12 protein-coding genes and 2 pseudogenes are annotated in these 12,838 nt (G+C 56.3%); 7 read left to right on the top strand and 7 right to left on the bottom strand.

Annotation, left to right across the window (positions count from 1 at the left end; genetic code table 11):
* Window positions 1-117: 117 nt before the first annotated feature.
* Complete coding sequence (locus tag LQ220_RS14585; RefSeq protein ID WP_230189039.1) at window positions 118-477, bottom strand: lytic transglycosylase domain-containing protein; 360 nt, start codon at window positions 475-477, stop codon at window positions 118-120.
* Window positions 478-604: 127 nt separating this feature from the next.
* A complete protein-coding gene (locus LQ220_RS14580) occupies window positions 605-1,009 on the bottom strand; it encodes a MerR family transcriptional regulator (RefSeq protein WP_230188929.1) in 405 nt (134 codons plus the stop codon).
* 47 nt (window positions 1,010-1,056) lie between these two features.
* Between LQ220_RS14580 and LQ220_RS14575 the strand changes: the two genes are divergently transcribed.
* The 4 genes from LQ220_RS14575 (at window position 1,057) to LQ220_RS14560 (ending at window position 5,479) form a co-directional block, all read left to right on the top strand.
* Entirely contained in the window at window positions 1,057-1,914 is an 858-nt protein-coding gene (locus LQ220_RS14575) for a glutaredoxin family protein (RefSeq protein ID WP_230188928.1), read from the top strand.
* A 931-nt stretch (window positions 1,915-2,845) separates the two neighbouring features.
* The gene (locus tag LQ220_RS14570; RefSeq protein ID WP_230188927.1) at window positions 2,846-4,033 is read left to right on the top strand and encodes a mandelate racemase/muconate lactonizing enzyme family protein; all 1,188 of its coding nucleotides are present in this window, start codon (window positions 2,846-2,848) and stop codon (window positions 4,031-4,033) included.
* A 55-nt stretch (window positions 4,034-4,088) separates the two neighbouring features.
* Window positions 4,089-5,015, top strand: a complete 927-nt coding sequence (locus LQ220_RS14565; RefSeq protein ID WP_230188926.1) for a 2-dehydropantoate 2-reductase — start codon at window positions 4,089-4,091, stop codon at window positions 5,013-5,015.
* Between the two features lie 53 nt (window positions 5,016-5,068).
* Window positions 5,069-5,479, top strand: coding sequence for an ester cyclase (locus tag LQ220_RS14560; protein ID WP_230188925.1), 411 nt, complete (start codon window positions 5,069-5,071; stop codon window positions 5,477-5,479).
* A gap of 162 nt (window positions 5,480-5,641) precedes the next feature.
* On the opposite strand, the pseudogene LQ220_RS14555 reads toward LQ220_RS14560, so the two are convergent.
* Window positions 5,642-5,791 (bottom strand): annotated as a pseudogene (locus LQ220_RS14555) (IS5/IS1182 family transposase); the annotation flags it as partial.
* Window positions 5,792-6,476: 685 nt separating this feature from the next.
* Here LQ220_RS14555 and LQ220_RS14550 point away from each other — a divergent pair.
* Window positions 6,477-7,409, top strand: coding sequence for a LysR family transcriptional regulator (locus LQ220_RS14550; RefSeq protein ID WP_230188924.1), 933 nt, complete (start codon window positions 6,477-6,479; stop codon window positions 7,407-7,409).
* A gap of 528 nt (window positions 7,410-7,937) precedes the next feature.
* Window positions 7,938-9,076 (top strand): IS3 family transposase gene (locus tag LQ220_RS14545; RefSeq protein ID WP_230188923.1). Its coding sequence is split into 2 segments (ribosomal slippage): window positions 7,938-8,196 and window positions 8,196-9,076, totalling 1,140 coding nucleotides; the frame shifts between segments, so codons are not numbered across the junction.
* A gap of 364 nt (window positions 9,077-9,440) precedes the next feature.
* Here LQ220_RS14545 and LQ220_RS14540 read toward each other — a convergent pair.
* From LQ220_RS14540 to LQ220_RS14530, 3 genes are all read right to left on the bottom strand, one after another.
* The gene (locus LQ220_RS14540; protein WP_230188922.1) at window positions 9,441-9,776 is read right to left on the bottom strand and encodes a methylamine dehydrogenase light chain; all 336 of its coding nucleotides are present in this window, start codon (window positions 9,774-9,776) and stop codon (window positions 9,441-9,443) included.
* 30 nt (window positions 9,777-9,806) lie between these two features.
* A complete protein-coding gene (locus tag LQ220_RS14535; RefSeq protein ID WP_230188921.1) occupies window positions 9,807-10,442 on the bottom strand; it encodes a TetR/AcrR family transcriptional regulator in 636 nt (211 codons plus the stop codon).
* Between the two features lie 261 nt (window positions 10,443-10,703).
* A protein-coding gene (locus LQ220_RS14530) for an IS5 family transposase (protein ID WP_230189032.1) occupies window positions 10,704-11,410 on the bottom strand; the annotation gives its coding sequence in 2 pieces (ribosomal slippage) (window positions 10,704-11,122 and window positions 11,122-11,410; 708 coding nt in all).
* A gap of 135 nt (window positions 11,411-11,545) precedes the next feature.
* Between LQ220_RS14530 and LQ220_RS14525 the strand changes: the two are divergent.
* Window positions 11,546-11,938: pseudogene (locus LQ220_RS14525) on the top strand (helix-turn-helix domain-containing protein); the annotation flags it as partial.
* 39 nt (window positions 11,939-11,977) lie between these two features.
* Here LQ220_RS14525 and LQ220_RS14520 read toward each other — a convergent pair.
* On the bottom strand, window positions 11,978-12,724 hold the full coding sequence (locus LQ220_RS14520) for a hypothetical protein (RefSeq protein ID WP_230188920.1): 747 nt from the start codon (window positions 12,722-12,724) through the stop codon (window positions 11,978-11,980).
* Between the last annotated feature and the right edge of the window lie 114 nt (window positions 12,725-12,838).

Below are 12,838 nucleotides of genomic sequence, written 5' to 3'. Positions count from 1 at the left end.
TTGTAAAGGCGTGTTAATTGCTGGTTCTATTGGGTTTCCGCGCATGAGGCGGCAACAGAGCGTGGCCCGTTCGTCAGCCTCTGTTTTCTGCTTCCCCCGAGTGGACCGGTTGGATTGTTAGCGAAAATCGGAGGCCGGATAGGCGGTGAAGCCGTTTCCAGCGCCGGTAGTCGGTAGCCCAGGCTGCTGTGCGGACGGATAGCGTCGCAATGCTTGGATCAACACCTTGGCCCTGGCGAGGATGTTGTCGTGAGGATCGTCTCGATTAAAGATGAGGTTGAGGCGAGCGCGCATTTCCGACCAAGTGCCGGACATCGACTGTATGAGGCCGATCGCACCCGCAGAGGATCGAACCGACTTGCGCTTATTGTCCTCTGCCCAAAGCTTTAGCCAGCATGAAGCGCCCGGTCCAAGTAACCGGTGCGCCAAGCGCGTCGATGTAGCCACACCAGTCGGCACATCCTCAACATGGCGCATGGCTGTTGCAGTTCAGAACCGAGACGGTGGACCGCATTCCGAAGGATCTTCGTCTGGGTTGTTGGCCTGACACCGAACAAATTTCGTCGGCGCTTCAGGGCTTGGGTTGAAGAGTGTTGGTGGCGGATCAAACGTCAAACGACACGAGGATAGGACAAGGGCCTGCAACCCCTGCCCCGCATTCCGTGGCCAGCTTTTGGAGCGCGTCGCGGGCGCGGTTCAGTTCCGCAATCTTTGCATCCAGAGCTTCAACGCGACTTCTCGCGAGATCGCGGGCGCGGCTGCGATCATGGCCCGTATCCAAAGCCTGAAGCTCGCGGATTTCCTCAAGGGTGAAGCCAGCCGCCTGCGCCTGTCTGATGAAGCGCAGTCGGCGGAGATCTTCGGCGCCATAGCGCCTGATCCCGCTCTCGCGCGACGGCGTATCGAGCAGCCCCTTGCGCTGGTAGAAGCGGATCGTTTCGACACCCACGTTCCCGCCCGCGGCAAGCTGCCCAATCGTTAGTGATTTAGGGCGTTGACTCTGTACCACGGTACGGAAGCTATATCAGGTCCGATGATATCACAAGGAGTCGTGAAATGTCGGACAGTAGCCACCACCTGGCATCCACCAATAAGGCGGCCGTCTACCGCATGGTTATGCCGGGACATATTTGCCCATATGGGCTGAAGGCCGTGTATCTGCTCAAGTATGCCGGTTACGAGGTCGAAGATCATCACCTTGCCACGCGCGAGGAAACCGACACGTTCAAGGTGGAACATGGTGTTACGACAACGCCCCAGCTTTTCATCGGCGGCAAGCGCGTCGGCGGCCATGACGACCTTCGCCGCTTTCTTGGCAAGCGCGTCGCAGACCCGAAGGCGACCAGTTACCGGCCGGTCGTCGCCTTGTTCTCGATAACCGCACTCACTGCGCTGGCTGCAAGTTACGCCGTCACCGGGAATGCGTTCACCTTGCTCGCGGCCGAGTGGTTCATCGGCTTTTCCATGGTGGTGCTCGCGCTGTTGAAATTGCAGAATATCGAGAGTTTCGCGACGATGTTCCTGAACTACGACCTGCTGGCAAAGCGCTGGGTGCCCTACAGCTACATCTACCCGTTCGTGGAGGGACTTGCGGGCGTGCTGATGATCTCGGGCGCGCTTACCTGGCTGGCCGTACCGATTGCGCTGTTCATCGCGACGATCGGCACTGTGTCGGTGTTCAAGGCGGTCTATGTCGACAAGCGGGAACTGAAGTGCGCTTGCGTGGGTGGCTCAAGCAACGTGCCGCTTGGCTTCATCTCGCTCACCGAAAATCTTATGATGATTGTCATGGCCGTATGGATGGCTCTCACCGCAGTCGGTTTCACGACGGGAAGCGCCCACATGATGGACAAGAACTTGACGCGCACCGTGGAAACGTCATCCACAAATGTGAAAGATCCCGCTCCACGGTAGCATAACGTGCGGCGCATCATCCAATGTTGAGGCTATGAACAGCCACGACACCGGTGATGCGGCCGCGATTTCTTGCGGGGCATGATGCTCCACCATGAAGGCATTGTTGTAATGGCACGCATGGCGCTTGAGCGGGCAATGCAGTCAGACGATTTCTGATTCGAGCAGAAGGACGTTGCTCCCGATATAGCGCCCCCGATATCAGCGAGGTCTTGGCCTGCTATCGGATCGCTGACATGAACCTCGTATCCAAAGCGCCGATCCGCCCCGTTCCCGCAACATATGCGGTCCGTTCACGGATGCTACGGCCGAACAGTCGACCCATCGCGGAATTTTTCCTCCGAGCGCGTGACTGGGGGGCGAGGGATCTTGCGATCGAGCGACAGTAGCAGGCCGATGGCGAACTCCGATACTATATGCGACGAGTAGGCAGGCGCACTACCACTGTAATTCCCAGCTCTATAGCCGCAGCAATGTCGAATTTGTTGAATCCGTGAAGCGTAACGCAATGCATACCGCGCGCAAAACTCCAAAGAAACGGGCAACATGCTGTGCGATCCGGTGCCATTCTCATCGCAAAATTGCAATCCAATCGCTTCGTCTTGCACGCAATACTTCATGCCTGGTCAGGTTATTGCCGGTCCGCATCCGGACGTTGGATCACGTTCGAAAGGTCTTGGAACGCCCAAAATCCGCTTTTTGCAAACGCCCTCTCATGTCGCTCGCGGCACCGTTGCGAGGCTCTAATACGAAAAGCTTATAGCCTTGCTCAATAAATTCCAATTGTGAAACAAGACGAGTCTTCTGATACTGGAGATACAACAATGGTGGGATCCAAGATTTTTGACAGTATCCTGTTTTACTTGAAGATCAATTCGATGACCAATGGCAATGCTTCTTATAATATTCGCTCGCGCTACAAGGAAAAAAAATGAAAATCACGAGTGTAGAAATTCTTCGTCTAAAAGCAGATGAGCCAACAGTCATCGATATTGACTGGAATCCAACCATCATCAAGATCAACACGGACGAAGGTATTTACGGGCTAGGTGAAATCGGCCTGGCTTATGGGGCGGGTGAGCTGGGGCAGGCGGGGCTAGCGCGCGATTTTGCGAAGGTCATCATCGGCATGGACCCTTTCCGTATCGAGGCGATCTGGGAGACGCTTTATCGTCGCACATTCTGGGCGATGGGCGGGGGCGTTCAGATTTTCAGCGTGATGAGCGCGATCGACATCGCTTTGTGGGATCTTAAAGGCAAGGCGCTGGGCGTCCCTGTCTATGAGTTGCTGGGCGGCAAGACCAACAGTCATCTGCGGACCTATGCCTCGCAGCTCCAGTTCAACTGGGATCCGATCGCCAAGCCTATGGTCACGCCCCAAGACTATGCCGAATCCACCCGGAAGGCGATGGATCAGGGATATGACTGCGTGAAGGTCAATCCGATCGGCTTCGACCTTCAGGGTCGTTGGATGAAATGGAATAATTACGGCATATTGACGCGGGAACAGGTTCGTACCGCAGTGAACCGCTTGGCGGCCATTCGCGAGGAAGGTGGCGACGACCTCGACATCATCGTCGAATTGCATTGCCACACCGATGCGAACACTGCGATCCAGCTTTGCCAGGAATTGGAACAGTTTCGGTGCCTCTATGTCGAGGAAGCAACCGGCCCGCTCAACTGGAAAGCCATGAAGCGGATCGGTGAAAAAGTGAATATTCCGATCGCGACGGGTGAGCGGATATGGTCACGCTGGGGCTTTCGTCCGTTCTTCGAGAACCAGGTTGTGCAGATCGCGCAACCGGATGTCGGCATCTGCGGCGGCTTTTCGGAGGCCAAGCGTATTTGCGATATGGCGTCGGTCTACGACATTGGCATCCAGTTGCACATGTGCGGCAGTCCCATCGCCACCGCAGCAGCGTTGCAGCTTGAGGCGGTCATCCCCAATTTCGTCATTCATGAGCATAATGCCGTTTCGCTCGTGCAGGCGAATATCGACCTGTGCCTGTATGACTGTCAGCCGAAAAATGGCGTGTTCGAGGTTCCAGATCGTCCCGGCATAGGCCAGGATCTGACCGAAAAAGCGATCCAGACCGCCGTCCGGCATATAGTCGAATAAACTGTGCCGACTGGGCGCGGCGGGGAAACCCAAACTTCAGCTTGTGGAGAGCAAAATGAAATATCTGATTATCGGCGCTGGAGCGATGGGTTGCGTCTTGGCCGGTCACATGACGCGGTCGGGCAAAGATGTCACGATCATCGCGCGTGGCGACAATTTGAATGCGATCCAAGACGTCGGGCTAAAGATGTACACGCCGGACCTGGGTGACATCGTTGTTCCCATCAAGGCAGTCGCCGAGGACGAATATAACGAAACGCCCGATGTCGTCATCATCGCCGTCAAGGCCTATGCGCTCGACACCATCATCCCGTTGCTCGACAGGGTTTGCAGCCCCAAGACGGTGGTCTTGCCGCTCCTTAACGCGCTTCGCATAGGCGATACGATCGCGGCCAAGATGAGCAAGGAGGCGCAGATATTGGAGGGCGTTGCCTATGTGGCCTGCGAGCGGCTGGGTCCAGGCCATGTCAGGCAAAAGCTCGACTTCTTCGATATTGTCGCGGGCGTGCGTCACGGACACGATCCTATCCCGGAATTGGAACAGATCAAGACAGACCTGGTCGAGAGTTCGGCAGATGCCAAGATCGTGCCGAACATGCTACAGGCTGCGTTACGCAAATTCGTTCGCGTTTCCGCCGTTTCGGCCGTGCTGGTTTATTATGGCGGGACTGTGGGCGACATCGTCACGCATCCCGAACGGATGGGCTATCTCAAGGCATTGAGCCAAGAGATTATCGACATTGCAAACGCGGCTGGCTGTCCGTTCCCGCCCGATGATGATGTAATGGCCTGGGCGATCCATTCGGTCGAAAATGTGTTTCCAGAATATCGCACGTCGATCAAAACTGACTTCGACGCCGGGCGCCCTATCGAATCACAGACCCAATTTGCTGATGTCTATGAACTCGGTCGCGAACTCGGCCTGGCAATGCCAGCTTATGCGCGGATCACGGAGAAATGCGGTCACACGATCGCAGTTTAAAATTCAATCCCCCTCACAAATATTTTCAATTAAATTGAATCAAGGAGAAAATTATGTCTACAGCCGAAAACAAGGCAACTGTTGTTGCATTTTATAATGCGCTGAATGAAGCCAATTACGATTTGGCAGCATCAATGTGCCACGAAGATTTCATTTTTTATAATCAAATCGATACGCCACGTCCTGGGGCTGAAGGTTTCATTGAAGCCGAAAAGAAGCATATCGACGCGTTTGAAGGTTGCCACTTTACGGCAGAAACCGTCGGCGAAGGCGATAGGGTTGCCGCATATGTATTGACCGAAGGCAAGCATACCGGCAATTTTTATGGAATGGAGCCAACTGGCCGGACTATGCGTATGTCGATGGGCAATTTCTTTACATTTAAAGACGGAAAAATTATTGAAAAGCGCGCTCATTATGACCGTCATGATATCTTGCAACAGCTGGGATGGATGCCCAACTAGTGACCCGAATCTGAATTTCGTCACCTAATCGGGCAGATGTTGAACGAACTTCAGATTCATAAGGGTCACTAGCCAATATCTGATTCTAGTGTGGTTTAAGGATTTGAAATTCGCTCCCGACCCGGCCGGAAAATGTACCGAATTTCAAATCCTTAAACCACACTAAGCCGTAGACTCATAAGCGCGGAAGCAAGGGCGCATTGAGGCAAGTTGGGCCATGGCGAGCAAGCTCTCCGCCAACTTGTCGTAACGGGTGACGACCCGGCGGAAGTGCTTGAGTTTGGAGAAGAACTGCTCGACCAGATTGCGCTCGCAACAGAGCCATTTGTTGAAGCAGGGCGTTCATCTTCGATTGAATTTAACAGGATGTTGGGCTTGGCGCCCTTCTCCTCGATCAGCGTGCGGATGGAATCGGCATCGCAGGTCTTGATCATGTGCGGCCCAAGGTAGTCGATCAGATCGTATCGGCTCACACCGCCGCTGAAATCGGATGCGCGCGCAATCTGGAAGTTGCCGATAACTGGCAGAGGCCTAAAACGGCATGGTATGATCGACTGATGCCTCAAGTGAAGCTCATTGTTGCCGCCAACGAGCCCGCGATTTTCTTCGCGTCAGTCCAGGATGCGGAAAACTGGGTGGAAGCCGTTGATGTCGAAGATGGGTCTAGAGCGCTGCGCTCGGACCCAACGGTGAACTCTACGCGATTAGCACCGACGGCACTGGGGTCTACATTGATGAAACAGGGGAAGCGCCGCAGCCCGAAGCCCTGATGGTGCTCCGAATGAGATACTTCGGCGCGATCGGCGAAACAGGAGGGACCGACCTTGAGCTGCCCGCTCTGTTGGAACACTGCTCATCCAGCTATCGCTGAACCAGCGTTGGAGCCTCCCATGCTTGCAGGCCCGGTTTATGAATTCACGGACTAAACTGCTTGCCTGCCTCCCCCTTACCGGCCTAGAATTCCTATTTGGCGCATGGCCAGACAGACGGAATTTCAATGAATATCCGCTTTTATGAAACTTTCATATTATTGGTGAAACTCGGTAATTTCAGCAGAACCGCCGAGCAAATGAACGCAACTCAGCCAGCAATTAACGGTCGTATCAACGCCTTAGAAGATTATTTCAACGTCAAGCTCTACGATAAGGGGAAAAAGCCGTTCCAGCTTACCCCAGAAGGCAAGGTTGTCTTTCAATATGCCAAGCGGATCGTTGATTTGGATGACGAACTAAAGGCATCGCTAACCAAGCGCGAATTCAGCGGCACGATCCGGATCGGTGCGATCGAAATCGTCACTATTGCCTGGCTACCCGATTTCATTCGCAAATTGCAGTCGGAATGCCAGGGCATCAATGTCGAGATCACTACCGGCACCGTTGCCGAACTCGTACCCCGCTTGAAGAATGACGAGTTTGAAATCGTATTCGTCGTCGGCGGCCCACACCGCTATGATGTCGATAGCGTGAACCTGTGCACGTTTGCAATGGGCTGGTTTGCCAATCCCCGTTATTTCAATGTCACCGAGACGTTGGATGTTCGAGAATTATCGAACTTCCCAATCGTGCTATCGTCGCAGAAGACATCAACCTTCCCCTATATAAAGGAATATTTTTCGTTGCACGGCGTCGAGGACGTCTTTTTGGATACGCAATCGGTCAAGGTAGACTGCGTCACCTCGGTTCCGACCGCGCTCAGTATGGTGAAAAGCGGGCTCGGCGTGATGCCTGCCCCTACGGCGCTTTTGTTAAACGAAATGCGCGCGGGCGACATCGCACGGTTACCGGTGCGGCAGGAACTGCCCAGCGTGCATGTTTCCGCCTGTTTCAAAGGTAAAAACCGCTCGCCAATGATCGAGCAGGTCCTACGAATCGCACGTGAATGCGCGGGCGACTATGCCAAGACGGTGCCTGAGCGCCTGGTCTGGACTTAGAGGTCTCACATTCATGTCTCAACCTGAGACAGATAATCAGTCAGTTGCTGCTCGTAACGGGCCTTGAACTCCGATCCAAATTGAAGCGGTGCTAGTTGTCGAATATGGCCCTAATACCAAGACTCTCTGATCAGAACCTGTGCGCCCATTGGCGAAGTCCGATTGTCATGATGCGCCATATGTGGACGGCCCCCTCTCTGCAAGATTTGGCAGATAATATTGATCGGATCGCTTGCGTTCATATGTCCGGCCTGTGGGTGCGTTCGCACATGAACGCTGGCCAAGATGGTTTCCGCGACACGAGTTCCAAACAAGGCTGCGACCTGCAACGGCCACTGGCGCATACGGGCTATCACGCGTCTCGGATCGATCGATCCACCATCTGCTGTTTCTTGCAAGTTCACGCATCAGTTCAGGATGGTAGCTCTGATTGTCCGCTCACCAGAGGTGGCCTGGCAAAACTGCACATCGGGATAAGTGGATTTTCTGCCTGACGGCGGCCAGGATGGCCGCGTGACAGGAGTAGAGATGAGCAAACGACCACGCCGGAATCACAGCCCGGCATTCAAAGCGAAGGTGGCATTGGCCGCCGTGAAGGGCGAGAAGACGCTGGCGGAGCTGGCGCAGCAGTTTGACGTGCATCCGAACCAGATCACGCAATGGCGCGGGCAGCTTCTGGAAGGGGCTGCCGGTGTATTTGGCAGCGAGACGCGGAGCGAGGCTGCGGCGCCGGCGATCGACGTAAAGACGCTGCACGCCAAGATTGGTGAACTGACGCTGGTGAACGATTTTTTGTCAGGGGCGCTCGGGAAGGCGGGACTGTTGCCGAGCGCAAAACGATGATCGACCGTTCGCACGCACTGCCGTTGGCGCGGCAAGCCCGGGAGCTAGGGATCAGCCGGGGCAGCATTTATTATCTGCCCAGACCGGTGCCGCCTGCCGATCTCGCCATCATGCGGCGGATCGACGAGTTGCACCTGGAATTTCCGTTCGCGGGTAGTCGGATGCTGCGTGATCTTCTGCGGCAGGAAGGCATCGAGATCGGCCGCCAGCATGTCGCCACGCTGATGAAGAAGATGGCGATCGAGGCAATCTACCGTCGCCCGAACACATCGAAGCCGACCCCTGGGCACAAGATCTACCCTTACTTGTTGCGTAAACTGCCGATCGTGCGGCCCAATCAGGTCTGGGCAACGGACATCAGCTACATCCCGATGGCGAGGGGGTTCGTCTATCTCGTGGCCATCGTCGACTGGTTCAGCCGCAAAGTCCTGGCTTGGCGGGTATCGATCACGATGGAGGCCGACTTCTGCGTCGAAGCGCTGGAGGAAGCGTTGACGCGCTTCGGGAAACCGGAGATATTCAACACCGATCAGGGCAGCCAGTTCACCAGCCACGCCTTCACCAGCGTGCTGCTGCGCGAGGAAATCGCCATCAGCATGGATGGCCGGGTCGCCTGGCGCGACAATGTGATGGTCGAGCGCCTGTGGCGCTCGGTGAAATATGAGGAGGTTTACCTCCGCGCCTACGGCGGGGTCAGCGAAGCCCGCGAGTCGATCGGTCGTTATCTGAGCTTCTACAATGGAAGGAGGCCACATTCGAGCCTCGCCGCCAGGACGCCGGATCAGGCGTATTTTGACAACCTGCCGGTAATGATGGCAGCATGAATTTGGCAACCAATACGGGGCGTCACTCCAGTCGGGCTACGCCCTCCCTGCATGACGCCCCATATTGGCAAGGCAAGGAACCCGGCAGACGATCCACTTAACCGTTGCCGATCCCTGTTCAGACAAACCCGGCCACCTCTCAACGAGTCAGATCCCACAAGCCTTGGTATAAGGTCGCCGGTTCAGCAGCCTGGCCAATCGATCGTTAATCTATACGTCGTGCCACCAGCGCTGGGGCCATACTGCTACGCGCCAATAAGCGTTGGAAGTTATGGCGTGGTATAGCTCTCACTGCGACCTATCACGATCCGGGAAGGGCGTCGGCCAGTCCGACAATCAGCGGGACCGTACAATTCCGGCGCACCTACGCACCATTGTCGCACGATGGCTTTCCGCAGCAGTCACTGTAGGAGATCAGATAGGCCCGTTTGTCGTGGGGATTGATGCAGGTTCCGAGCCACGTGACCTGCGACATCGTCGTACCGGGAGGACAGGTGCTGATCCCACCACCGCAGCAGTCGCACGCATAGCCACTGAACGCACAATGGCGCCAATACTCGCACGTTCGCGGATCACCTGGGTCACGCGGGTCGCCTCCCTGTACAGAAAAATAGGCGTCAGCCCCCGCAGTGGAGGCGGACTGGGCACGCGCCACAGGCAGCAATGGAATTGCAGCGGCACCAGCAAGGACGCTTCTCATTTGGGCGAGAATGCTGCGAGCCTCAGCCAATCAGCGGCTTGAGTTTGCAAATCCGAAGCGCAAGTCGCTAGTCGATAGGTTCGGCTCCTGATCCAGCAACGACAACAGTTCCTCGATCGCCTCGTCCAGCCATTCCTGGCTCATGCCGGTCCTGACCATAACTTGCAGCCCTGGAAAGGAAACCATCTGGAGCCGGGCCAGCTTGCGGGCCGCATCCAGAGACTTTACGCTGCCCTCTGCCTGACCCCGCTTGATCGTACTGGTCAGTTCCTCTTCAATCAGCTCGAAGTCCGCCTGAACCCTGGCGCGTACTTCAGGATCGTGTGGCGCAAGTTCGACCGCCTGATTGATACTCATGCAACCGTTGGAAAAGGTTTCCTTGCCCGCATCCGTGACAATCAGACGAAAATACCGCTCGATTGCAGCACGGGCACAGCCCGCCGCCAGAATTTCCCGCAACTCTACAGCGCGATCGCGGCGATAGAGGTCGAAGGCAGCGAGGAACAACTGCCGCTTGTCACCGAACGCACCATAGAGGCTGCTTTTACTGAGACCCATGATGCGGGTCAGATCGGACAAACTGGTGGCTTCGTAGCCTTTGCTCCAGAACGCACCAAGCGCCTTGTACAGGACTTCCGCGGTGTCGAAACCTTGCTGGCGAGCCAAGATACTTTCTCCTTATGTGAGGTCGGCCTATTATGTTCACCTACACATGTAAATCTGCGTCCCAGCTTGCACGCCTGGAATCTCAGATCAGGCCTGGATTGAGTCGGCCCCACACCGAGCCGATCTGCCCATCGCCTGAACGTGCATGGGAAAGGCGGAAAACTCCTTTAGACAGCAGTATTGGATCAACCGAGGAGCGCTTGCCGACTGACGTGACCCCCGTTTCTTCATCCAGTTGGAACTAGGGTCAGGACTCACTGATCAGAGCCAGAAGATGACGGTGGCTGCCAGGGCGATTGCGGAGAGGAAGACCGTTGGACACCGATCGTATCGGGTAGCGACGCGACGCCAGTCCTTGAGGCAGCCAAACATGATCTCGATACGGCTGCGGCGTCTGTAGCGGCGCTTGTCGTACTTGACGGGCTGGAGGCGAGATTTCCGACCTGGGATGCAGGGCTCGATGCCCTTCGCCTGCAAGGCATCCCTGAACCAGTCGGCGTCATAGCCACGGTCGCCCAGAAGCCAGCGCGCCTTTGGCAGATCGTCCAGTAGCGCTGCTGCGCCAGTGTAATCGCTAACCTGACCAGCAGTCATAAAGAAGCTGAGCGGGCGGCCGTTGGCGTCGGTGACAGCATGAAGCTTCGTATTCATGCCGCCTTTGGTGCGACCAATCAGGCGCCCGAAATCCCCTTTTTAACCCGCAGGCTCGATGCCGTGCGGTGCGCCTTCAAATAGGTCGCGTCGATCATGACGGTCTTCGGATCGGCATCCGCCGCAGCCAGTCCTTCCATGATGCGGAGGAAAACGCCCATCTCACCCCAGCGCTTCCAGCGATTGTACAGCGTCTTGTGCGGGCCATAGTCTTTCGGCGCATCGCGCCATCGCAGGCCGTTGCGATTGACGAAAACGATGCCGCTCAACACTCGCCGATCATCAACGCGAGGCTTGCCGTGGCTCTTGGTGTTGATGGCGGAGTAAAATGCCCCGGAACGGACATTTGAAAATTCCCCACTTCTTCTGATTGGCCCTTGTCCGGGGCGAGCCCCGGACAAGGGCCAAAGCAAAATATCGGGCATGATCCTCCTGACGGGAGGCGCGCTACGATGAAGAAGCTTGGAGATCTGATAATGATCCTGGATTTACATCGCCAAGGTCTGAAGGTGGCCGTTATCGCCCGCCAGGTCGGGATCGACCGCAAGACCGTCCGTAAATACATTGCGCAAGGCATCGAAGTGCCGACCTACGGACCCAGGCAGCCACGCGAGCGCTTGCTTGATCCTTGGATGGACTATCTGAGGTTCAGGCTTGATGCCTATCCGGGTTTGAGCGCGCGGCGCCTTTTGCGCGAGATTTGCGAGCGTGGTTACACCGGTGGCTACAGCACCGTCCGCGATACGGTGCGCGCATTGCGACCGGCAGGCGGCGGCAGCCCCTTCGCCGTACGCTTCGAGACGCCACCCGGGCAACAGGCACAGGTCGATTTTGCTCAGTTTCGGGGTCCGGTGAGAGGATGGTCGAAAACGTACGCTAAGGGTTCAGAGAGATTGCAGGGTGTGGAGCAGTTGGTGTGAGGCCCGTTTGATCGCGCCATCGTAGCAGCCGAACGCGAACACGATCGCTTTCTCCTGTCGTTGGATCATATCTGGATGCCGTTCCAAGGCCCGATCCACTGCGGCGAGGACCTCGTCGGCACCTGATGCGACCTCTCCCAGATGCCAACCCGCGTACCTTGGATCGTCCTGCCAGTTAGCGCCATGCGCATTCACGAAAGCGACCGGCCGCGGCTTAGCGAGGAATTCGTAAAGCTGGCTCGACATGTCGCCCAGATAGATGTCGGCGGCCCGCGCGTAGGTCATGTCGAACAGCCTGGGAGAATCCAGATCGACCGCGATGTGCCCTGGCACGGCAAGTTCTAGCCACCGCGTTCGCGGGCCCAGATGGAGGTTCTCGAATGTGCGTACATGAGGAGCGAAGACCAGGTTGTACCGCTCCTGTTCGCGGAAACGGGCGATGACATCGCGAGCGATGCCGATCGATGATAGCGCGGGATCGAAATGGGGGTTGTAGAAGACGGTCGGGCGATCGTTGTCGAACAATCGCGGTCTGGCGGGCAAAGCCTGCAGGTAATCCATCTTTACATAGCTGACGGCCGAAAGCTTCTTATGGCCGAGGCCTTGCGCGACGGCCCGCTCGATGTCTTTCTGTCCGGGGACAAAAATGGCATCGAAGGCCCTCAGCTTCGCTTCGGAAGATGGCGCACGGTCGCCGGGGCTCTGTTGCAAAAATCGTGAAGCTTGAGCATGCTTGGCGGAGATTGGACGGACGGAACGATGACGGATTTCAAGTGGCGCCATTTCCAGGGTGATGTGATCCTGTGGGCGGTGCGCTGGTATTGT

The organism is Sphingobium sp. CECT 9361, from assembly GCF_918741285.1.
Taxonomy (GTDB): domain Bacteria; phylum Pseudomonadota; class Alphaproteobacteria; order Sphingomonadales; family Sphingomonadaceae; genus Sphingobium.
The sequence above is the reverse complement of the archived record's forward strand: the minus strand, read 5'-3'. Positions and strand labels throughout refer to the sequence as shown.